Annotated in this window: 23 protein-coding genes and 1 pseudogene; 11 read left to right on the top strand and 13 right to left on the bottom strand. The window is 69.2% G+C overall.

What is annotated here, in order from left to right:
* The first annotated feature begins 97 nt into the window (after positions 1 to 97).
* A complete protein-coding gene (locus L3Q65_RS23015; RefSeq protein WP_182894017.1) occupies positions 98 to 973 on the top strand; it encodes a TIGR03619 family F420-dependent LLM class oxidoreductase in 876 nt (291 codons plus the stop codon).
* A gap of 1 nt (position 974) precedes the next feature.
* Entirely contained in the window at positions 975 to 1,415 is a 441-nt protein-coding gene (locus L3Q65_RS23010; RefSeq protein ID WP_182894018.1) for a nuclear transport factor 2 family protein, read from the top strand.
* A gap of 2 nt (positions 1,416 to 1,417) precedes the next feature.
* Here L3Q65_RS23010 and L3Q65_RS23005 read toward each other — a convergent pair whose 3' ends face one another.
* Positions 1,418 to 2,278, bottom strand: a complete 861-nt coding sequence (locus L3Q65_RS23005) for an alpha/beta fold hydrolase (RefSeq protein WP_182894019.1) — start codon at positions 2,276 to 2,278, stop codon at positions 1,418 to 1,420.
* Between the two features lie 55 nt (positions 2,279 to 2,333).
* Positions 2,334 to 2,801, bottom strand: coding sequence for a MarR family winged helix-turn-helix transcriptional regulator (locus tag L3Q65_RS23000; protein ID WP_182894020.1), 468 nt, complete (start codon positions 2,799 to 2,801; stop codon positions 2,334 to 2,336).
* Between the two features lie 73 nt (positions 2,802 to 2,874).
* On the opposite strand from L3Q65_RS23000, the gene L3Q65_RS22995 reads away from it, so the two are divergent.
* Together L3Q65_RS22995 and L3Q65_RS22990 are read left to right on the top strand one after the other, a co-directional pair.
* Entirely contained in the window at positions 2,875 to 3,882 is a 1,008-nt protein-coding gene (locus L3Q65_RS22995; protein WP_237600778.1) for a 4,5-dihydroxyphthalate decarboxylase, read from the top strand.
* Positions 3,883 to 3,908: 26 nt separating this feature from the next.
* The gene (locus L3Q65_RS22990; protein WP_237600777.1) at positions 3,909 to 4,448 is read left to right on the top strand and encodes a hypothetical protein; all 540 of its coding nucleotides are present in this window, start codon (positions 3,909 to 3,911) and stop codon (positions 4,446 to 4,448) included.
* A gap of 6 nt (positions 4,449 to 4,454) precedes the next feature.
* Here L3Q65_RS22990 and L3Q65_RS22985 read toward each other — a convergent pair whose 3' ends face one another.
* A complete protein-coding gene (locus L3Q65_RS22985) occupies positions 4,455 to 4,775 on the bottom strand; it encodes a helix-turn-helix transcriptional regulator (protein WP_237600776.1) in 321 nt (106 codons plus the stop codon).
* 150 nt (positions 4,776 to 4,925) lie between these two features.
* On the opposite strand from L3Q65_RS22985, the gene L3Q65_RS22980 reads away from it, so the two are divergent.
* Positions 4,926 to 6,068 carry an FAD-dependent monooxygenase gene (locus tag L3Q65_RS22980; RefSeq protein WP_237600775.1) on the top strand — a complete coding sequence of 381 codons (1,143 nt, stop codon included), beginning with the start codon at positions 4,926 to 4,928 and terminating at the stop codon, positions 6,066 to 6,068.
* A 16-nt stretch (positions 6,069 to 6,084) separates the two neighbouring features.
* Here L3Q65_RS22980 and L3Q65_RS22975 read toward each other — a convergent pair whose 3' ends face one another.
* From L3Q65_RS22975 to L3Q65_RS22965, 3 genes are read right to left on the bottom strand one after another with little or no spacing between them, the layout of a single operon-like run.
* Entirely contained in the window at positions 6,085 to 6,963 is an 879-nt protein-coding gene (locus L3Q65_RS22975; RefSeq protein WP_237600774.1) for an aminoglycoside phosphotransferase family protein, read from the bottom strand.
* A gap of 45 nt (positions 6,964 to 7,008) precedes the next feature.
* Positions 7,009 to 7,671 (bottom strand): MSMEG_1061 family FMN-dependent PPOX-type flavoprotein, encoded by a 663-nt coding sequence (locus tag L3Q65_RS22970; RefSeq protein WP_182894026.1) that lies wholly within the window; start codon positions 7,669 to 7,671, stop codon positions 7,009 to 7,011.
* An 11-nt stretch (positions 7,672 to 7,682) separates the two neighbouring features.
* Positions 7,683 to 8,642: a PDR/VanB family oxidoreductase gene (locus tag L3Q65_RS22965; RefSeq protein ID WP_182894027.1), complete on the bottom strand. Its 960-nt coding sequence runs from the start codon at positions 8,640 to 8,642 to the stop codon at positions 7,683 to 7,685.
* Between the two features lie 67 nt (positions 8,643 to 8,709).
* Between L3Q65_RS22965 and L3Q65_RS22960 the strand changes: the two genes are divergently transcribed.
* Positions 8,710 to 9,381 carry a TetR/AcrR family transcriptional regulator C-terminal domain-containing protein gene (locus L3Q65_RS22960; RefSeq protein ID WP_182894028.1) on the top strand — a complete coding sequence of 224 codons (672 nt, stop codon included), beginning with the start codon at positions 8,710 to 8,712 and terminating at the stop codon, positions 9,379 to 9,381.
* Here L3Q65_RS22960 and L3Q65_RS22955 read toward each other — a convergent pair.
* Positions 9,348 to 9,920: a TetR/AcrR family transcriptional regulator gene (locus L3Q65_RS22955; protein ID WP_182894029.1), complete on the bottom strand. Its 573-nt coding sequence runs from the start codon at positions 9,918 to 9,920 to the stop codon at positions 9,348 to 9,350. The two genes, L3Q65_RS22960 and L3Q65_RS22955, sit on opposite strands and share 34 nt — an antisense overlap.
* Before the next feature lie 117 nt (positions 9,921 to 10,037).
* Between L3Q65_RS22955 and L3Q65_RS22950 the strand changes: the two genes are divergently transcribed.
* The gene (locus L3Q65_RS22950) at positions 10,038 to 10,898 is read left to right on the top strand and encodes an NAD(P)H-binding protein (protein ID WP_182894030.1); all 861 of its coding nucleotides are present in this window, start codon (positions 10,038 to 10,040) and stop codon (positions 10,896 to 10,898) included.
* Here the strand turns inward: L3Q65_RS22950 and L3Q65_RS22945 are convergent.
* Complete coding sequence (locus tag L3Q65_RS22945; protein ID WP_182894031.1) at positions 10,882 to 11,442, bottom strand: TetR/AcrR family transcriptional regulator; 561 nt, start codon at positions 11,440 to 11,442, stop codon at positions 10,882 to 10,884. The two genes, L3Q65_RS22950 and L3Q65_RS22945, sit on opposite strands and share 17 nt — an antisense overlap.
* A gap of 95 nt (positions 11,443 to 11,537) precedes the next feature.
* Between L3Q65_RS22945 and L3Q65_RS22940 the strand changes: the two genes are divergently transcribed.
* On the top strand, positions 11,538 to 12,440 hold the full coding sequence (locus L3Q65_RS22940) for an NmrA/HSCARG family protein (RefSeq protein WP_182894032.1): 903 nt from the start codon (positions 11,538 to 11,540) through the stop codon (positions 12,438 to 12,440).
* Here L3Q65_RS22940 and L3Q65_RS22935 read toward each other — a convergent pair.
* Positions 12,427 to 12,648 carry a hypothetical protein gene (locus L3Q65_RS22935; protein WP_182894033.1) on the bottom strand — a complete coding sequence of 74 codons (222 nt, stop codon included), beginning with the start codon at positions 12,646 to 12,648 and terminating at the stop codon, positions 12,427 to 12,429. The two genes, L3Q65_RS22940 and L3Q65_RS22935, sit on opposite strands and share 14 nt — an antisense overlap.
* Before the next feature lie 200 nt (positions 12,649 to 12,848).
* Here L3Q65_RS22935 and L3Q65_RS22930 point away from each other — a divergent pair, with 200 nt between their 5' ends.
* Positions 12,849 to 13,505 (top strand): TetR/AcrR family transcriptional regulator, encoded by a 657-nt coding sequence (locus L3Q65_RS22930; protein WP_220507994.1) that lies wholly within the window; start codon positions 12,849 to 12,851, stop codon positions 13,503 to 13,505.
* A 75-nt stretch (positions 13,506 to 13,580) separates the two neighbouring features.
* Positions 13,581 to 16,259 carry a hypothetical protein gene (locus tag L3Q65_RS22925; RefSeq protein ID WP_237600773.1) on the top strand — a complete coding sequence of 893 codons (2,679 nt, stop codon included), beginning with the start codon at positions 13,581 to 13,583 and terminating at the stop codon, positions 16,257 to 16,259.
* 114 nt (positions 16,260 to 16,373) lie between these two features.
* On the opposite strand, the pseudogene L3Q65_RS22920 reads toward L3Q65_RS22925, so the two are convergent.
* The 4 genes and pseudogenes from L3Q65_RS22920 to L3Q65_RS22905 all read right to left on the bottom strand — a co-directional run.
* A pseudogene (locus L3Q65_RS22920) lies at positions 16,374 to 16,712 on the bottom strand (GNAT family N-acetyltransferase); the annotation flags it as partial.
* 40 nt (positions 16,713 to 16,752) lie between these two features.
* Positions 16,753 to 16,914 (bottom strand): hypothetical protein, encoded by a 162-nt coding sequence (locus L3Q65_RS22915; RefSeq protein ID WP_182894035.1) that lies wholly within the window; start codon positions 16,912 to 16,914, stop codon positions 16,753 to 16,755.
* 27 nt (positions 16,915 to 16,941) lie between these two features.
* Positions 16,942 to 18,039 carry a glycosyltransferase family 2 protein gene (locus L3Q65_RS22910; protein ID WP_237600772.1) on the bottom strand — a complete coding sequence of 366 codons (1,098 nt, stop codon included), beginning with the start codon at positions 18,037 to 18,039 and terminating at the stop codon, positions 16,942 to 16,944.
* A gap of 169 nt (positions 18,040 to 18,208) precedes the next feature.
* Positions 18,209 to 19,477: a cation:proton antiporter gene (locus L3Q65_RS22905; RefSeq protein ID WP_182894037.1), complete on the bottom strand. Its 1,269-nt coding sequence runs from the start codon at positions 19,475 to 19,477 to the stop codon at positions 18,209 to 18,211.
* Positions 19,478 to 19,690: 213 nt separating this feature from the next.
* Here L3Q65_RS22905 and L3Q65_RS22900 point away from each other — a divergent pair, with 213 nt between their 5' ends.
* Positions 19,691 to 20,218 (top strand): DUF1453 domain-containing protein, encoded by a 528-nt coding sequence (locus L3Q65_RS22900; RefSeq protein ID WP_182894038.1) that lies wholly within the window; start codon positions 19,691 to 19,693, stop codon positions 20,216 to 20,218.
* Positions 20,219 to 20,240 lie beyond the last annotated feature (22 nt).

Here is a 20,240-nt window from a genome sequence, read left to right as displayed (position 1 = left end):
CCTGAAACGGACAACGCGGACCGTGCGCGGAGAGTTCCCGGCGGCGCCGCCGATCGGGCGGTGGCCGACAAAACTAGAACACGTTATAGTCCGCGGCATGAAGTTCTCCTTGTCGATCGCGATGAGCCCGCTCGACCAGCTGACCGGTCTGGCCCGCGCCGCCGAGGAGGCCGGGTTCTCCTCGATCGTGCTGCCCGATTCGCTCTTCTACTCCGAGAAAGTGTCCGCCGACTATCCCTACACCCCCGACGGCAGCCGGTTCTGGGACGAGAACACGCCCTGGGCCGATCCGCTGGTCGCGACCGCTTCGATGGGCGCGGTGACCGAGCGGATCCGGTTCTACACCTCGGTGCTGAAACTCGGTTCGCGCAATCCGGTGCTGCTCGCCCGGCAGGTCAACTCGGTCGCCGCGCTGACCGGCGGGCGCTTCGGCCTAGGGCTGGGGATCGGCTGGTCGCCGGAGGAATTCGAATGGTGCGGCGCGCCGTACGCGCGCCGCGGCAAGCGGTTCGACGAGGCGATCGAGGTGCTGCGGCTGATCCTCGGCGGCGACATGGTCGAGTTCCACGGCGAGTTCTTCGACTTCGACAAGCTCAAGATGAGCCCGGCGCCGCCGTCGCGGGTGCCGTTCTACATCGGCGGGCACACCGACGTCGCGCTGCGCCGGGCCGCGCGCGTGGCGGACGGCTGGTCGTCCGCGATGATGACGCTCGACCAGCTGCGCGAGACCATCGGCAAGCTGAAGGGCCTGCTCGCCGAGCGCGGGCGCGCTGAGGACCCGTTCGAGTTCCAGGCGGTGTGCGTCGACCGGTTCGGGCTCGACGGGTTCCGCGAACAGGCCGAGGCGGGCGTCACCGACGCGATCACCATGCCGTGGGTGTTCGAGGGCCACGGATTCGACGCGGACCTCGGCCCGAAGGTCGACGCGATCCGCAAGTTCGGCGACGAGATCATCGCGAAAATCGAGGAGTGACATGGGAGTCGAGGTCTGCTGGGACCCCGCGGCGAAGCAGCCGCCCGCGCGGGAAGCGGCGTTCAAGTCGATGACGGCGGCGACCGCGGGGGACAAGGACGGCTGGCTCGCGCTGTTCGCCCCGGACGCGGTCGTCGAGGACCCGGTCGGCCCGTCGATGTTCGACGAGGAGGGCAAGGGCCACCACGGCCGCGACGGTCTTTCCGCCTTCTGGGACAAGACGATCGGGAACGTCGAGAAGTTCGAGTTCGTGATCCGCGATTCGCACGCGGCGGGCTCGGAGGTCGCGAACGTCGGCACCATCACGACGTACCTGCCCGGCGGCTACCGCGTCGACACCGACGGGGTGTTCGTGTACCGGGTGAACGAGGACGGGCTGGTCGTTTCGATGCGTGCGTTCTGGGAGACGGAGCGGGCGATGGCGACCGCGCGGCAGGTTTGACGTCAGGTCCGGTCTGCTTCGACGAAGTCGAGAACGTGCGTGGTGACGAGTTCGGGTTGCTGAAGCGTTAGCGCGTGCGTTGTTCTCGGTACGATTTCCGTGCGGATACGGGGATTCAGCTTCGCGACCCGGGCGGCGACTTCGCGCGCGCGGTGGATGTGGCTGCGCGCGCCGAGGACCAACTGGACGGGGACGTCGATCGCGCGGAGTTCGTCGTCGGCGAAGACGCGCTGCGGCGGCAGCTGTGCTTTGTACTTGAAGGTGGCGAACAGCAGGGGCCGCAGGGTGCGCCGCACGGCCGGGTCGCCGTCGATGATCCGGCGCTGGATCGCGGCGGGCAGCAGCCAGGGGAAGATCTCTTTCATGCTCCAAAGGATGAATTTCGGGACGCTGAGCTCCGCGAATCCGGCCGGTTCCAGCCCGATGACGCCCGCGATCCGGTCGGTGGAACGGGTCGCGAGGTTGAGCGCCAGGTAGCCGCCGCGCGAAACCCCGGCCAGGTACGCCTTCTCCTGGTCGAGGGCGGCGAGGACTTCGGAAAGCCATTCGGCGAGGTCGTCGTCGGTGCTCGCGGGCTCGGTCTCGACCGAGTGGCCCGGTTCGCCGATCGAATCGACGGCGTAGACCGGGTGCCGGGCGGCGAGTTCGGCGAGGTGCGGGTACCAGGACAGCGACGAGCCCATGATGCCGTGCAGCAACACGATCGGCGTGCCGTGTCCGGGGCCGCTGCGCCGGACGCGCGTGGGGCCGAACTTCGTGGGAATGTCCAGTTCCTCGGCCGGAACCGGCCACTTTCGCAGGACTTCCGCGTAGACGGCGAAGTAGCGTTCTTGTGCTTTGCGGTCGGTGAAAGCTCCCGGCATCGTCCCTCCCCGAGACAGGTGCGCTTCCACTGTAGCAGCCCGGCGAGCGGCCCGGTCAGGAATTGTCCAGGCGCAGCAAGGTGTTCAGCAGGCTTCCGCCCGGCAGCCCCTCGTCGCCGAAGATCCGGTGCTGCACCTCGATCACGAGCGGCATCGCGGCGCGCAGGGCGGCTCCGCCGGAGTCGGTGACCTCGACGCGTTTGGCGCGCACGTCGTCGGCACTGCGGGCGCGGGCGACGAATCCCTTGCGCTCCAGCGTTTTGAGGATCTGCGACACTTGCATCGGATGGATGTCGCCGGACGTCGCGAGACCGGATTGGGTCACCGGGCCGCCGGTGCGGTTCAGCCAGCCGGCGAGCGCGAGCGTCTGGAACTGCAGGTGCGTCAGGTCGAGCGGGGCGAGGGCCTGGTCGACCTCGCGGACGTAGCGGTGCACGACGCGCCACATCACGAACCCCACCGCGTTCTCGGGGGCGCCGAGCGAGGCGGTGGCGAAGAGTTCGGCGAGTGCGTCCTTGTCCATCGGGAGGCATCGTAGCGGTTGCCCGCAGATAGTAAACGCGTTTAGTATTAGAAGGGACGGAGAGGGGCATGTGATGACTGACCTGCGGCTGGACGTCGGCCTGTACCGCTACGACAACACCCGCCCGCTGTTCGACGGCCGGGTCCGCTTCGAAGGCGTCGAGGCGACCCTGCACACCGCCGACGTCGTCTCGGACCTGTTCGAGCGGATGGTGCGGGGCAGGGAGTTCGCTGTCGCCGAGCTCGGGCTCACGTTCTACCTGCGCACCCTTGACCTGCCGGATCCGCCGTTCGTCGCCCTGCCGGTGTTCCCGAACCGGCAGTTCCGGCATTCGGCGATCTACGTCAACGCCCGCAGCGGGATCCGGGCGCCGCGCGACTTGATCGGCAAGACGATCGGCGAGTTCGCGACTTACGGGCACGACGCGGGCGTGGTCGCGAAAGGCGTGCTGTCGGACGAATACGGCGTGCGGCCGGAGCAAAGCCGGTGGGTGATCGGCGGATTCGACTGGCCGATGGAGTGGTTCGATTTCGTTCCGCGCCTGCATCCCGCGGAAGTGGAGGCGCGGCAGGCCCCGGCGGGGAAAGCACTCGGGCCGATGCTGGAAAGCGGGGAGATCGACGCGTTGATCACCGCGGATCCGCCGCGCGGGATCCGGGAGGATTCGCCCGAGGTGGCGCAGTTGTTCCCGGATTACGTGCAGGTGGAGCGCGAGTATTACCGGCGCACCGGGATCCGGCCGATCATGCACACAGTGGTGGTCCGGCGGGAGCTGCTGGCGGAGCAGCCTGGGTTGGCGGAGCGGCTGTATCGGGGGTTCGTCGAGGCGAAGGAAGTCGCGATGGCGGATTACCGGCGTGGCCGCGTCGTCAATCACATGGGCGACGCCGGGATGGTGCCGTGGTTCAGTGCGCTGTACGACGAGAACCGCCGGTTGTTCGGGGAGGATTGGTGGCCGTACGGGATTGAGCGGAACCGGTTGTCGCTGGAAGCGTTCTTGCGGTGGCATTTCGAGCAGGGATTGTCGAAGAGGCCGATGAAGGCGGAAGATCTTTTCGTGCCGGAATTGCTGGGCACTTAGCCGTTCCGCTGGCATGCTTCCTGACTGTGGCGGACGAATGGTTCGAGTACGGCGGGGACCTCGGCGAGACCGAACGCCGCTTTGTCGAGGCGCTGCGGATTCGCGCGGCTCAGTGGCGCGCAAGTCCGCTCGACAGCCGAGCGGACCCGCCCGGCGCGGAGCTTCCGCTGGTAGCTTCCCTGGACCTGTCCGATCCCGTCGCCGGATGCGTTCTCTTGACCCTCGGGGTGCATCTGGACGGCCGGACTCTGCGCGGCGACCAGGTGCACGACCAGTTGTTCACGCTCCCGGACGAGCCCACCGGCCTCGCGTTCGCGGCGACCGGCGATCCGGAAGAACTGGCGGCCCGGGCGGCGGACTGGTTCGAGGCCGTTCTGCGGCGCCCGGTCGTGCGTTGCGAATGGACGCTCACGCGGTGCGTCTATCTGTTCGCGGACACCGGGGAGATCGTCGGGGCGGGGGCAGGTTCTGTTCGCCTGGCCAGCTTGACCGGGTGGCCGCCACCGGCCGCCTCGACGGCGGGCGCTGGGTCGACGCCCGGGGATTCCGGCAGCCGGACGTCGTAGTTCGGGTCAGGTGAGCTTGGCGGCGCGGCGTTCCGCGGTCAGCAGGTCGAGCAGTCCGGGGAGGCGGCGGTCGATCTCGGCCCGGCGCAACCGGATTCCCTTGCGGTTGCCGTAGTTGATCTCGTGGATCAGCCCGGCCTCGCGCAGCACCCGGAAGTGGTGCGTCTGCGTCTGCTTGGACACCGGGAGATCGAACGAGTTGCAGGTGCGCTCGCTGTCGCCCTCGTCCGCCGCCAGTTCGGCGATCACGGTGCGGCGGTGCTCGTCGGCGAGCGCGCGGAACACCGTGCCCAGGTCGGCGTCTCCGGCCGGATGTGACTCGCTCATCGCCTCACCTCTTTCAGGTACGTCTTGCATCGTACCTGAAGGGCGTGTTTGACTTGCAGGTACGACGAGTGACGTACCTGAGAACCCGCGCCCGGGCTTCGAAGCCTGCTCGCGGCGCTCGTCGCTTCCCTCTTCGGAAAGGTTGCGGCTATGGCGCCTTCGCGCGTCCTGATCCACGGTGCCGGTATCGCCGGTCCGGCTCTCGCGTATTGGCTGGCCCGGCACGGGTATCGGCCGACGGTCGTCGAGCAGGCCAAAGAGTTGCGGTCCGGAGGGAGCGCCGTCGTCGTCAAGGAGCCGGCGTTGACCTTCGCGAGGAGCATGGGCATCCTCCCGCGGTTGCGCGAGGTCGCTACCGGGGCGAGCGCCCTTTCGCTGCTCGGTCCGGACGGGCGGCAGCTTCTCCGGGTCCCGACGGCTTCTCCGCAGTCGATCGAGGTAACCCGGGCTGACCTGTCCGCGGTGCTGCACCGGGCAGCGCGGGACGACGCGGAGTTCCTCTTCGCCGAAACGATCACCAGCCTCCGGCAGGACCGGTCGGGCGTCGAGGTCACCTTCCGCCGGTCGCCGCCGCGCCGTTTCGACCTGGTCGTCGGCACGGACGGCATCCATTCCCCGGTACGCCGCATGGTTTTCGGCCCTGCGGAGCAGTTCACGACCAGCCTGGGCCTGTACAGCGCGACGGTGCCGGTGGAGCCCAGTGCCCTCGACGACCCGGAGACGGCGGTGATGTTCACTGCGCCCGGCCGGATGCTCACCCTCCATCCGTCCCAGGGAAAACCGCTCGCGATGTTCACCTTCCGCAGCGGGCGAGTGCCCGGCTACGACCGTCACGACATCGCGCTGCACAAGCGCATGGTGGCCGAGGCGTACGCGGGAATCGGCTGGCGAAGCCCCGAACTGGTCGAGGCGTACCAGAAGCACCCCACACCGTTCTTCGATCCGCTCGCCAACGTGCGGATGGACCAGTGGTGGCGCGGCCGCGTGGCGTTGCTCGGCGACGCGGCGTCCGCGGTAGCGCTGCTCGGCGACGGGTCGAGCATGGCGATGGCAGGCGCGCACACGCTGGCCGAAGCGCTCGCAGCGCATCCTGGCGATCATGCGCGAGCTTTTCAGGTCTACGAGGCGAAACAACGGCGGCAGGTGGATCCGAGGCGTCGGCGTGTCAGCCTCGTCGCCACGCTGCTTGTTCCGCGAACTCGGTACGGGCTGGCGCTGCGCAATACCGTCGGCCGAGCTGTTGGCCTCGCCACTCGGAACACCTTGCCTGCCAAGGAGAACAGCCTGGTCTGAGCGGCTGAGGCCGCTGTCAGCCGAGCCCTAGTTCCTCGCGCAGGCCTTCGAGTGCGATGACGTCGTCCTCGTTCCCGGTGTGCGGCGCGGAAAACCAGTCCGCGTACTCGCGCAGTTCGGAGAGCCGCCAGTCGAGGGCGAACAGTTCGGTCATTTCCGGGTCCAGGCCCGGGGTGCCGGGCAGGTCGGCGTAATCGCGTTCGCGCGGGGCGACGGCGAGGGTTTCCCAGTCGACCAGGCGCAGGCCGTCGGGCGTGACGACCTGGTTGTCGTTGTGGGGTTCGCCGTGGGTCGGGACCCAGGAGCCGCGCCGGGAGGCGGCTAGCGCGGCCAGCTCGAGGTAGCGGTCGTTCCAGCGTTTGATCGCGTCGCCGCGGGAAGCGAGGGCGGTGCGGGCATCTTCGGCCAGCGGGCCGGATGTCCATGGCACGGCGGTGCGGGCGCGCAGCTCGTCGGCGAAGCCGGGGCCGGCCTGCGGTGCCCACTCGCGCAGTCCGGCGGGCGGCGGGGTGCGGTGCAGGGCGTCGAGCGCGGCGAGGATTGCCGGTTTGTCGACTTCGTCTTCCGCGGGGCTGCGGCCGTCCAGCATCGGGGTGACGCTGAGCGCGCCGACTCCGGTGCCGACGGTGAACCGGCCGGAACGTGTCGGCACCGGGGCGCAGACGAACGCCAGCCCGGCGGCGGCCAGTTCGGCGGTGCTCGCGTAAGTGCTTTCCAGCGACGCCGCGGTGTGCCGGGGTTCGAGCTGGTCCAGCGTGACGAACAGGGAGCCGGCGCGCCAGTGGTGCGCGCCGAAACCCCAAGGCAGGTAAGCGATCTCGGAGACGGGCTGCCAATGCTCGGCGAGTGCGCGGATGATGGTGTCGTCGGTGAGGGAAGAGGGGCGAGATCGCACAAAACGGATACTAGGCAGAGCTTCGTGGCGGGAGCAACGGAGTTTCTAGAACAGCTCGGTCCGGTAGTTTTCCTCGACCACGTCGTAGAGGCCGCCGTTGACGAGATCGCCGAGGCTGTTGTTGATTTTCTGCGCCTGTTCGGCGATGGAGAGCGTGTAGAAATCGCCGCCGAGGGTCGCCGCTTCGGCGAGCCCGCGCGTGTCGCCCTCCCACAGTTTCGCCCGGATGACGGCTTTTCCGCATTGCCCGAACACTTCGCGCACCCGGACGACCGTCGCGAGCACCGCGGGTTTGCTGTCCGCACTGAGCATGCCCAGCAGTTCCGGGTCGTCGGTGACGAAGGCGTCGCCGTTGACCCGGATCACCTCGCGCAGGCCGGGCACGAAGAAGACGAGCCCGATCGACGAAGTCGCGGTGACGTTTTCGAAGGTGTCGGCGAGTTTGTTGCCGGGCCGGTCGGGGATGGCGAGCGTCCACGGGTCGAGGATCCGCACCGAACCGGGCGGGTCGCCCTTCGGGCTGACGTCCATCAGGCCGTCCGCGCCGAAGGTGGCGGCGCAGAAGAACGGGCTGTGCGCGATGAACCGCATGGCGAACTCGCCGAGCCGCGGTTCCTTCTTCTCCGCGATGAACTGGTCCGGGAACCCGATGATCTCCCGGATGCGCGCCATGGTGATCGGGGTGTAGGCGTCGGCCGCGGTGGTCATGATCTCTCCCGTCACAGGTAGAGGACGAGGCGTGGGGTGCGGGCGCGGGACACGCAGACGAACATCCGGTCGCCCGCCGCTTGTTCGCTCGCGGAAAGGATGCCGTCGCGGTGGTCGGGGACGCCGTCGAGCACCTTGGTCTCGCACGAGCCGCAGATTCCGGACCGGCATGAGGTCGCCGGGCGGATGCCGGCCTTTTCGAGTGCGCTCACGATGCTTTCGCCGGCGCCGACGGACACGGTCTTCTTCGAGGCCGCGCATTCGACTTCGATCGGCTTGTTCTCCGCGGGGGCGGCCTGCGGGGCTTTGAAGCGTTCCAAGCGCAGTGCTTCGGCGGGCCAGTTCTCCGCTGCGGTGTCCAAATCGGACAGCAGGGAAGCCGGGCCGCAGGCGTAGACCTTCGCGCCCGCTTCGACGGGCTTTTCCAATGCGGACAACGAAATCCGGCCGATGGTGTCCGACGGGTGGCAGTGCACGCGCTCGCCGTAGCCGCGGAGTTCGCCGAGGAACGGCATCGACGTGCTGGTGCGGCCGCCGAAGTACAGCTGCCAGTCGGCTCCCTGGGAGGCCGCGACGCGGACCATCGGAAGGATCGGGGTGATGCCGATGCCGCCCGCCACGAAGACGTACGACTGGGCGGGGTGGAAACCGAAATTGTTCCGCGGGCCTTTGATCGCGAGACGCTGGCCGGGGCGGAGAAACGCGTGCACGTATTCCGAACCGCCGCGGCTCGCGCGTTCCCGGCGGACGCCGATCCGGTAGTACGAGCGTTCGCCGGGCGGACCGCAGAGCGAGTACTGCCGCTCGACGCCGTTCGGCAGCACGAGATCGATGTGCGCGCCGGGCTCCCAGCTCGGCAGCGGTTTCCCGGCGGTGGCCGCCAGGTCGAGCGAGACGACGCCGTCGGCTTCCCAGCGCAGCTGCCGGACGAAGACGTCCAGCTGCCCGGCGGTTCCGGCATTCGGGGGCATCGGCTTCCCTTCCTTTGTTAACGTTGTTACTTGCCGCCTCGGCGAGAGTATTGGTAACATCGTTAACATGTCAACCGGCACGAAACGGGCGGGAATCGCGGCGACGCGCGCCGAGCGGGCGGTGGCCGAGGCGCTGGACCTGGTCGACGCGGGCGGGCTGGAGGCGCTCACCATGCGCCAGCTGGCCGACCGGATGGGGCTGCACCTGCCCGCGATCTACCGCCTGTTCGACGGCAAGGACGCGCTGATCGACGAGATGGCCGAGGCGATCCTCGCCGGCGCGGTCGCGAAGCTGCCCGCGGAGGACGGCGATTGGAAGGGCCGCGTGCGGAGCATGGCCGCCGGATTGCGCACGGCGCTGCTCGCGCACCGGGACGGGGCGCGGATCGTCGGCGGGAACTACGCGGCGAAGCGCAGCAATCTGACCTTTGTGGACAGTCTGCTCGGGGGTCTGCTGGCGTCCGGGTTGCCGCGGAAGCGGGCGATCTGGGCGACGAGCGCGGTTTTTTGCTACGTGCTCGGCGAAACGCTCGAGGAGCAGGGCGCGACCGGGGACGAGGTCGAGGTGCTGAAGGGCGTGCTGGGGGCGCGGAAGTACGTGCACCTGGAGGCGGGGCCGGTGGAGTCCATGCTCGATTTCGAGGAGCGGTTCCAGTTCGGGCTGGAGTTGCTGCTCGCCGGGATCGACGCTTGGGCTGGGCGGCCTCAGTCCAGAGCGCGGATTCCGTCCAGGAGGTAGGCGGTGCGGCGGTCGTAGGCGTCCCGGGCGGGCAGTTCCCCGTGTTTGAGGGCGAGGGCGTTGTCGACGACGAGCGCATGGAGGTCGTCTGCCGTGAACTCGGGCCGCACCACGCCCGCGGTCCGCGCTGCCGCGACGAGTTCTTCGTTGGCTTCGCCGCCGACGCGGCAGATCTCCATGAGCTGCGGCGAATCCGGATAGATCTGCAGCAGGACGTCGTTGACGGCGGGTTGGCGGTACTGGAGGTCGCGCAGCGCGGCGAGGTAGTACGCGACCTGCTCGCCGACGTCGTCGATGGTCCGCATGCGGTCGATGACGGCGAACAGTTCCGTCGCGACGACCTCTTCGATCACGGCCTCGATGAGTCCGATCCGGCCGCCGAACCGGTTGAAGATCGTGGCCTTGCTGACCCCCGCCGCTCGCGCGACCTCCTCCAGCGGAACCGTCAGGCCGCGGCCCTGGAAGGCGCCGATCGCGGCGGAGCGGATCTGCTCGGAATTGCGCCTGGCGTCGGCGCGCAGCCGGGATTCCGGAGACACCGTGCTCCTCTCGCCGTCGTCCCGCGACCTAAGTTGACTAGCTTGGTCAGCTTACCTAAAGTCGAGCGGAGGAGAAGTTGACCAGTGGGGTCAACTTATGACTCGGGCAGGGAAGAGATGATCGTTGTCACCGGCGCGACCGGAGGGCTGGGCGGCGCCGTCGTCGAGCACCTCCTCCAGCGCCTGCCGGCCGGCCAGATCGGCGTCAGCGTCCGCGATACCGCCAAGGCGCGGCATTTCGCCGACCTCGGCGTGCGCGTGCGGCGCGGTTCCTACGAGGATCCGGCCGCGCTGCGCGACTCCTTCGCCGGCGCCGAGCAGGTCCTGCTGATCTCCGGGAACGACCCGGCTGCCGACCTGGTCAGCCTGCACCGCAGCGCGATCGACGCGGCTGTCGCGGCCGGCGTCCGGCGGATCGTCTACACGAGCCAGCACGGCGCTGCTCCGGGCAACCCGTACCGGCCGTCGGATTTCCATCTCGCCACCGAGGCGATTCTCGCCGGCTCCGGGGTTGCTTGGACCGCACTGCGCAACGGTGCTTACGGCTCGCTTGACCAGGTGCTCGGCCCGTGGCAGCGGACCGGCGAGATCGCGCAGCCGGAAGACGGGCCCGTTCCGTACACCGACCGTGCCGACATCGCCGAGGCCACTGCGGTCGTCCTGGCCGGCGCCCGGGCGGTCGACGGTCCCGTCGCGCTCGCCGCTCCGGCCGCGGTCGCTTTCGACGATCTTGCCGAGATCGCTTCGAGTCTCACGGGCCGGAGCGTCAAACGGCTTGTCGTCGATGACGAACAGTGGGTTGCCGACCAGGTCGCGACCGGCTGGCCGGAGCAGGCGGCCCGGCTGATGCTGAGCTGGTACCAGGCCGCCCGGGCCGGTTATTTCGCCGAATCCAGTACCTTGCTGGCCGAACTTCTCGGGCGCGAGCCGCGCACGGTCGCCGACCGGCTTGCCGCGGCGATCAGCGCTGTGGGCTGATTCCCGCCACCGCGATCCGGAACAGCCGACTGGCTTCGGCGGCTGGTTCCGGATGGCGTTCGGTCGTCAGGGTGACGCCGACGATCAACGCGATCAGGTCGCCGACCGTCACCTCCGGCGAAACGGCCCCGTCGCGAGCGGCTCGGGCCACTAGCGGCGCCGCGGATTCCTCCAGGGTTGTCGAGCAGGAGTTGCCGTGCGCCGGATCCGGCACGTCGTACGCCAGAGCCGCCGCGAGACCGCGCGCGGTTACGCAGTAGCTGACCACGTCGTCCAGCCATTCCAGGAGCGCGGCGCGGCTGTCGGCTTCGCCGGCTAGTTCCTGGGCGCGCGCGGCCAGCAGCGCGATCCGTTCCCGCGAAACGGCTTCGAGCAGGGCGTGCCGCGTGGGGAAGTGCCGTCGCACGGTCGCGGAGCCGACTCCGGCGGTGCGCGCGATCTGTTCCAGCGACGCGTTCGCGCCGTGCGCGGCGACCTCCGCCTCGGCCACTTCGAGGATCCGTGCGTAGTTGCGTCGCGCGTCCGCGCGCTGCTGGCCGGGCATGGCGTGACCTCCGGGTTTGCTAAGTGGCGGGCCCCGCCGTATCGTAGCGGACACGAAACGGCGGGCCCCGCCACTTATCGTTCCCAGGGAGAATCATGGATGAGGAAGCACCGGTACTGGTGGTCGGCGCGACGGGACGGCAGGGCGGCGCGACGGCGCGCGAACTGCTGGCGGCAGGCGTTCCCGTCCGGGCGCTGGTCCGGGATCCGGCGTCGGACCGGGCGAAGGCGGTCGAGGCGGCGGGTGCCGAGCTCGTCGCCGGGGATTTGCTGGAGAAGAACGGGCTGGCTCGGGCGGTGAAGGGCGCGCGGGCGGTGTTCAGCGTGCAGATGCCGGACATGAGCGGGCCGGAGCCGGATTTCGCCGGGGAGGTGACCCAGGCGGTGAACCTCATCGAGGCGGCGAAAGACGCGGGCGTGCCGCAGTTCGTGCATACCTCGGTGAGCGGGGCGGGGTCGCCGGAACTGGCCGAGGAGCGCTGGGCGTTCCTGGCTCCGTCGATGGAGGCCAAGGCGGCGATCCAGGATCGGCTCCGGGCGGCGGAATTCCCGCGGTGGACGTTGCTCAAGCCGGGGTTCTTCATGGAGAACTTCCTGCCGGCCACGCAGTACGTGTTCCCGCGCGGCATCGAGGGCGGGCTGGTGACGATCCTGCGTCCGGAAACCCGGCTGTCGCTGGCCGCGACGCGCGACATCGGCCGGGCGGCCGCGGCGGCGATCGCGGAGCCGGAGCGGTTCCACCGGGTCGAACTGGAACTGGCGAGCGACTACCGGTCGATGGCGGAGATCGCGCCGATTCTGTCGCGCGTGCTGGGCGTGCCGTTGCCGGTGCCGGACATGACCGTCGAGGAGGCGCTTGCCGCGGGCATGCCGCCGATGGGCTTTTCGCACAAGATGCTGAACGAACTCGGACAACCGGCGCGGCCCGAGTTCGCGCGGGAGCTCGGGATTCCGCTGACCTCCTTCGAGGAATGGGCTGAGACGGCTATGCGGGCCTGAAAGCTTGGTGCAGCAAGGTTTCCAGGTCGCGGCGGTGCACTGGACGAGGGCTGGCGCAGGGCTCGGCCAGCACCTCGTCGGCGACCGCGGCCAGGCCGGTTTCCTTGACGCCCGACGCGGCGAGGGTGGCCGGCGCGCCGGTGTTGGCGGCCCGGAACTGCTCCAGGCCGGCGGTGTGCGGCACGGAGAACCGCGGGAGAGCCGCCATCCGCGCACTGTCTTTCCGGTCCCTGACAAGCCGGGATCGTTGCTCCGTTCGTGCCAGCCGGTTGCTGCGGGCGCGCGCTGCCGGCAGTTCTGCCCTGGTGCGAAGCGGCCGACTTGCCGATTCCGCGTCGTCCAGGGGCGAGTGTTTGTTACCTTCTGGGCTCCGTAGCCGCGGCCGCCCGGCCAGTGAGGAGCACTTCGATGCCCGCTGTCCCGCCGTCCACGGGCAAACGCGACGGCAGGGCCAGGGCGCCGCGCGATCCGGACGCCACCCGGCGGGCCCTCGTCGAGGCCGCGCTCAAGCTGTTCGAAAAGGACGGGTTCCACGCCACTTCGGTGCAGAAAATCGTCGACACCGCGAAGCTCACCAAAGGCGCGTTCTACTACCACTTCGAGACCAAAGAGGACGTGCTGCACGAAATCCACGACCAGTTCATGGATTTCCAGCTGCGGCGGATCCGCGAGGTGCTCGCCGAGGGCGGCGCGCCGGAGCGGGTGCTCCGCAGGGTGATGACCGAGGTGCTGGTCGAGCCGATCGGCATCTACCGGGCCGAGATCTCGATTTTCCAGCAGGAGCGCCGGTTCCTTTCCAGCACGACGTTCGCCTCGATCGAGCGCAAGCGCGACGAGTTCGAAGCCCTGGTCACGCAGGTGGTCGAGCGCGGAATCGAAAGCGGTGCGTTCAAACCGGTCGCGACGGCGCGGGTGCTGGCGTTCGCGGTGATCGGCGTGGCCGCGTGGGCGCACACCTGGCTCGATCCGCGCGGCGAGATGACGCCCCGGCAGATCGGCGACGCGTTCGGCGAGATCGTGGTGGCCGGTCTGCGCACCGGGTCGCTGGCGGAGAACCGGGCCTGAACTCCCGGACGCCGTTCTGGCACGGCGGGCTGCTTTCCCGGTAGAAAAGAAAGATCATCGGGGAGGGAGCACCCAGTGAAGGTCCTTCTGCGCAAATTTGTCCCCATCGCGGCGGCCGCGGTCATGGCGGTCACGCTGGCGCAGCCCGCGGCGGCGAGTCCGGCCGGCCCGGCGTCGCCGCCGGAGTGGCGGGTCGCCGACGGCCGGCTGGTCTGGACCGCGCCGAAACCGCTGTTCGGCGACGGTGCGGTGGAGTTCTGGTCCGGCGGCAAGCTGCTCGGCCGTGCCCAGCCACGGGCTGATCTGCGGACGTTCTCGCTGCCGGCCGGCGGGATCCGCGATCTGCGCGGGCTGGAGGCGCGCGTCGGCGGCCGTTCGCTGACCGAGCCGCCTCGCGCGACGGCGAAGCAACCGGCTGCGGCGCCGCTGCCGGAGTTGCCCGCTAATGCGGTGGATCCCGGTAAACCCGGGCAGTTCTCGACGGTCAAGGGCGAGTACTCGCTCGACCCGGTGCGGCTGCCGGGACTGGACGGGCCGATCGAGATGCAGGGCGTGGTCGTCGCGCCGAAGCACGCGCCGGGCAACCGGCCGCTGGTGGTGTTCCTGCACGGCCGGCATCAGCCGTGTTACAACCCGGCTGATCCGCGCGACTACTCGACGGCCTGGCCGTGCAAGACCGGGATGCTGCCGATCCCGAGCTACCGCGGCTACCTGCAGACCCAGGAACTGCTGGCGTCGCAGGGATTCCTGACAGTGTCCATTTCGGCCAACGCGATCAACGCGCTCGACCACGCGGCGGAGGACGGCGGCGCGCAGGCCCGGTCGTCGCTGGTCCGGCTGCACCTCGCGCACTGGGCGGACTGGTCCGGCAGCGCCCGCGCGACCGCCCCGCAGATAGTCCGGGACGCTCCGGCCGCGGACCTGTCGAATGTCTTGCTGGTCGGGCATTCCCGCGGCGGCGAGGGCGTGAACCGCGCGGCGACGGACAGTTTGTACCCGCCGCCGGGCGACACCGGGTTCTCCGGGCCGGTCCGCTGGAAGATCCGCGGCGACGTGCTCATCGCGCCGACCGTGTTCGGGCTCAACCCGGTGCCGGACGTCCCGTCGGTCACCTTCCTGCCTTCGTGCGACGGCGACGTCTCGGACCTCCAAGGGCAGCAATACATCGACGGGGCGCGCGGCGTCAGCCGGGACACGGCCTTGCACAGCGCGCTTTATGTCTCGGGCGCGAACCACAATTACTTCAATGCCGAATGGACTCCGGGCGTCGCGGTGGCCCCGGCAAATGACGATTTCTCCTCCCGCGAGCCGGATCCGAACTGCTCGCCCGGCGTGCCCGCGCGGCTGACGGACGCGCAGCAGCGGGCGGTCGGCGCCACCTATGTCGCCGCGGCGGCGCAGCTGTTCCAGAAGCACGATCTGCGCATGGAGCCGCTGCTGGACGGTTCCGGCGTGCGCGCCCCGTCCGCCGATCCGGCCCGCGTGCTGTCGCACGCCCTCGGCGGCGCGCGGACGCCAGTGCTGGTCCCGGATTCGTCGACCAAGGTCGCCGGCAGCGCGGACGTCTGCCAGCAGGTCGGCCCGGATCAGCGGTGCCTCGTCAGCTCGGGCGCCTCCAAATCGCCGCATTTCGTCGGGCTGGAAGACGCGCCCGACCCGACCCGCACCGCGGTGCATGTGCGCTCGGCGGGTGCTCCGGCGCAGATCCAGTTGCCCCGCCCGGTTTCCTCCGGCGGCGCGCGGGCGCTGGCGATGCGGGTCATCGCGCCGGAGAACGCCCCGGCCGCCTCGTTCGACGTCGCGGTCGCCGATTCCCGGGGCGTGCGCACGAAACTGGGCTCGTTCACGGTGGCCGGCCTGGCCGGGACCGAACGGACGAGGTCGTTCTGGGGACAGGAAGTCCGGGTCCCGCTGCCGCCGCACCAGGAGGTGGCGAGCCTGGAGCTGACGCCGCGGACCTCGGGCAGCGAAGCGTGGCTGCTGGACGTGTACGCGTGGCGGCCCGGCCTGCCTGATCCGGCCCCGGCTCCGCTGACGCGGGTCGATCTCGGCGCCCTGACGGTCAAGGAAGGCGATTCCGGGTCGAAGACGTACCAGATCCCGGTCACGGTGACCGGCGACGGCGGCGGTTCGCTGCGCGTCTTCCGGCCGGAGACGGTCTCGCCGATGCCGGTGAAGTGGACGTACCAGGCGGTCACGCTCGCGCCGGGCCAGCACACGCTCGACCTGCCCGCGACGGTCGTCGGGAACACCCGGTGGAGCTGGCCGTACCGGATCCTGGCCGACGTGAAGGCCACCCGCGGCACGGTGGTCGGGTCGGCGCAGGGCTCGCTGAACGTCGAGAACGACGACCCGGCCCCGAAGATCAGCGTCGGGAAGTCAGACGTGACAGCGGTCGAGGGCACCGCGCTGACGTGGCCGGTCCGGCTGTCCACAGCGGCCGATGCGGACCTCAGTGTGCTCGGGGAGGTGCGGCCGCCGAAGAACGGTCCGGAACTGATGACGTCCGATGTCGATCCGGAGTGGCTGATCGAGCACGGCGTCGATCCGGAAAAGAAGCAGCCGTTGTCAGGGGCCCGGCTGACGGTGGTGGTGCGGATTCCGGCGGGAAAGACCAGCGGCGAGCTGACGATCCCGACCGTGCGGCACGACGGTGCGGATCCGGCGAAGCAGGTGCTGCTGCATCTGACGGGCGAGCCGAAGGAGTCCGGACCGGATGTGGACGTCACGGGGACGGTGACTGACGCGGGCTGACGTCAATCCTCCTGGCCTGGGGGCCAGGAGGATTTTCCTTCCGTGTCGGCCGGTTTCGCGGAAACCGTGGCGCAAGCAGAACGCGTGCGCTCGGGTGTTGACCGTGAGCACCTCGAGCACGAGCGGCTGTCCCCGTTCCGCCGCGACGCCGATCAGCCAGCGGATCAGCCGCCCGCCGATTCCGCGGCTTTGGTACCGCGGGTCGAGTTCGATCCGGCCGAGACAGACCTCAGCCGACCGGTACTCGACCACGAGCAGACCGGCGTCCGCTCCGTCGGCCGTGATCACCTGCCATCGGCCGGGGACGAAGGCACGGTCGTGGTACCCACGCTGGATTTCGTCGTCCCAGCCCCAGATCGCGGCGACATGCTCGCCCAACGCGGCCCGGTGCACCTGGAAACAGAAGTCGCTGTCCGCGGCCGTCGCGGGGCGCAGGTCGATTTCGCTCGGCATCCGCGCCTCCGATGCTGCGAGAGCGCTCAGGACAGCGCCGCTACAGCTCCTGCTTCCGCACCCTCGGCAAAATCCGCAGCATGGCCGTTCCCGCTGCCAGCAAAGCGAATCCCGCCAGCAGCAGCCACAGGACGTTCACTCCGGTGAACGCCAGTCCGCCGGTCACTCCCGCGGCCGAGGCCGCGCCGATTTTCTGGTACATGGGGTTCTCTCTTCCGAGTGCGGGTGTTCACCAGTTCTTGCGGGTGCGCAGGAGTGCGTCCGCGTATGCCTTGAGATGGCAGGCTTGCAGGAAATAGTCGAGCACCAGCTCGTACATCGACGTGGCGAGCAGCATCTGGCGCCAGCCGCGGTAGCGCACGGTCACGGCTCGCTCCACCACGAAAATCGCCGAGATGCCGAGCCACCACGGGTTGAGGTGCAGGCCGCCGTGGCAGAGGGCGATCGCGAGGGCGGTCAGGTAGATGCCGCTGACCAGTACGCCCGCGATGGTCATCAGCTGCCTGCCCCAGTACCGCCACGTGACGCGGGTCAGTCCGTATTGGACACAGTTCTCGACCGCGCCGCGCTTCCACCGCAGGCGCTGTGTCCACAGTGCACTCCAGCTCGTCATGACCTCGGTTTCCAGTGTGCAGGCACTGGGTGAGATCACCCGGTGGCCGAGGTGCAGCAGGGCGAAAGTGAGTTCGTTGTCCTCGGTGAGCACGGTGGTGTCGTAGATCCCGCCGTGACCGTCGCCCGCGGGCAGGCGTTCGGCGAGCCGCGCGGCGGAGACTTCGCGGAGGGTACGGACGCGGAACATCGCCGCGGTTCCGGTCAGTACCAGGCATTTTCCGTGGAGCCGGTGCACGTCGCGGGCGTAGCGGGCGTATTCGTTGCGCTGCAGGTGGCCGACGAAACCGCCGCCTGGGCCGCCGCGGAAGACTCCGCCTACGCCGCCGTATCCGTGGTCGAGGTGGTGCAGTGCGGTGCTGACGAAGTGCGGGTCCAAAGCGGAGTCCGCGTCTTGGACGAGGATTACGTCGTCCTCGTCCAGCCGTGGCAGCAGCCAGGCGAGCAGTTGGTTGAGGGCGCCGGCCTTCTTGTGCGTGTTGTTTGCGGACGGTCGGACTCGGGCTCCGGCGGACGAAGCCGCTGTGGCGGTGTTGTCGGTGCAGTTGTCGGTGACGACGAAGACCTCGTCAACGGTCCGGTCCTGCCCGCGCAGCGCGGCGACGGTATGCGCGATCTGGGCTTCTTCGTCGTGCGCGGGAATGACGGCGACGACGCGCACGCTGCCGGAACGGTGCCGTCCGGCTTGGGGTTCGGCGAGCGTGGGTGCGGACATGAGCGGGGTCCTCTGCGCGGAACTGCGACGTGGTGCGTCGCGCTTGACCCTTACTCTGCCGGCGGTCACGGAATGTTACGGGCACTGTCCGGAGGCCACCCGCGCGGGGGAGAAAAACCAGGGAAAGTACGGTGATGGCCCGAAAAACGCTGGCTACTATGCGTGCACGCTATGCGGACGGACGGTGCGTTCGAGGCGTCATCAGGCGGGTGATGAGCGGTGTCGAGCCGAGTCCGTGCAGGGCCACGCTGCCGAGGACGCAGACCACCGTCAGGGTCAAGACAAGGTCGCTTTCCGCTCCGGTGAGGCCGTTGATCGCGAGCAGGCCGAACACGACCGACGTCGTGCCGCGCGGGCCGAGCGCGCCGACGAGGAACCGGTCCCGGCGCGACATCCGGGTTCGGGTCAGCGACAGCATCACCGGGATGATCCGCAGGACGGTCAGCGCGAGCAGGCAGAACACGATCGGCTGCCACGGCACGCCGAAGGACACCATGACGACCGCCGCCCCGCCGACGACGAACCACATCGCCATCGTCAGGATTCCGGTGACCTCTTCGAGCAGTCGCAGGTCTTCCGAGGGGCGGGCGAAATGCTCCCGGGCGGGGCTGTGCGCGGTGCGGAGGTGCCGTGCGGCGAAAGCGCGGTAGACGTAGCGGAAGGCGATCCCGGAGACGAAACAGGCGACGAATCCGTTGCCGTCAATGGCGACTGTCGCCGCATAAGTCAGCAGTGGAGTCGTGAGGAGGGCGATGCGCCGTCCTTGCCCGGATGTCCAGCCGGCGCGGACGGCGAGGAACAGCAGCAAACCGATCGCCGTGCCGATGACAGCACCGGCGACAATGGCTTTGATCGCGAACGGCAAGGCGGTCGCGAGTGCTTTCCCGGCGGTATTCGCGGTGTTGTCGCTGCGCGCGAGGATGAGCGCGAACAGGAACAGCGGCGAGACCAATCCGTCGTTGTAGCCGCTTTCGACGTTCAGCACGCTGCGCACTTGCGGTGTCAGGGTTTTGTCCCGCACGACGCGTTCGGCGGCGGCGAAATCGCTCGGGATCACGATGCACGCGACGATCAGCAGCAACGGCCACGACAGTTCCGGGAAGAACGCCCAGCCCGCCAGCATGGCCAGCCCGAGGCTCAGCGGCAGCGCGAGGAACAGCACCCGCGCGACGAGGCTGGGCGCGTGTCCCCACAGCCGTCCGCCGCGGACCTCGGTGGCGTCGACGAAAAGCAGCATCGCGAGAATGAGTTCGGCGACGTGCTGGGCGATTTCCGTGTCGAAGAGGTCGAGCAGTTTTCCCGGATTCGCGAACGACGCGGTCGCGACCCCGCACAGCACCATCAGCACGGGCGCGGCGATGTTCCACCGGTCGAGCTGTTTGGCCGCGAGCGCGCGCAGCAGAACCGCGGTCGACAGGACCAGCAATGCGGGAATCATCGTTCGTCCGGCTCCACGGCTTTTGATCGCGCCCAGCCGTCTTCGGCCGCTGACGCTCCACAGTGTACCGGCGGAGCCGCGCCGGTCCCGGTATTCCGGGTGTACGTCACGTCCACCCGGAATCGGTCGATGGTTGGACGATTCGCTGGGGTCCGCTCCCTAGCGTCGAGGACGCGGGTGTTCCGGCCCGCCTGAATCCAGAAGAAGGCCGTGATGACCGACGCTCTCGTCATGGGCGGGATCCTGCTCGCTCTCGTTCTTTTCACCCAGGTGGGCCGCCATCGGCACAACCTGGTCATGGGCATCATGCCGTTCGTTTCGTGCACCGTCATCGGGGTCCTGTACTTCACCGGCGGCATCTCGCTCACCGCGCCGAACCTGGTGGCCGGCCTGGCCGGGGCCGTCGTCGGGGCGATCGCCGGGGCGGGGCTGATCGCGACCACCCGGGTGGAGCGCAGTCCGGGCACCGGGCGCGTGCAGACCTGGGCTGGCTGGCCGTACCTGCTGATCTGGCTCGCCGTGCTGGTCGGGCGGCTGGTGTTCGTGTGGGCGGTGGAGAACGTGCGCTCGTTCGCGGTGCAGGTCGGCGAATTCCTGGTCAGCACGCATCTGGACGAGGACGGGGTGGGCTTGTTCTTCGTGTTGATGGCGCTGGCGATGGTCGCGGTGCGGGCGGGCGGGGTGCTGTGGCGATCCCGGCGGCTCGAACCCGTCCGTGACGGGCAGCCGGTGCGGGCCTGACTACGCTGAGCAGCGAAGACGC

Source organism: Amycolatopsis sp. FU40 (genome assembly GCF_021903635.1).
GTDB lineage: Bacteria > Actinomycetota > Actinomycetes > Mycobacteriales > Pseudonocardiaceae > Amycolatopsis > Amycolatopsis dendrobii.
The sequence above is the reverse complement of the archived record's forward strand: the minus strand, read 5'-3'. Positions and strand labels throughout refer to the sequence as shown.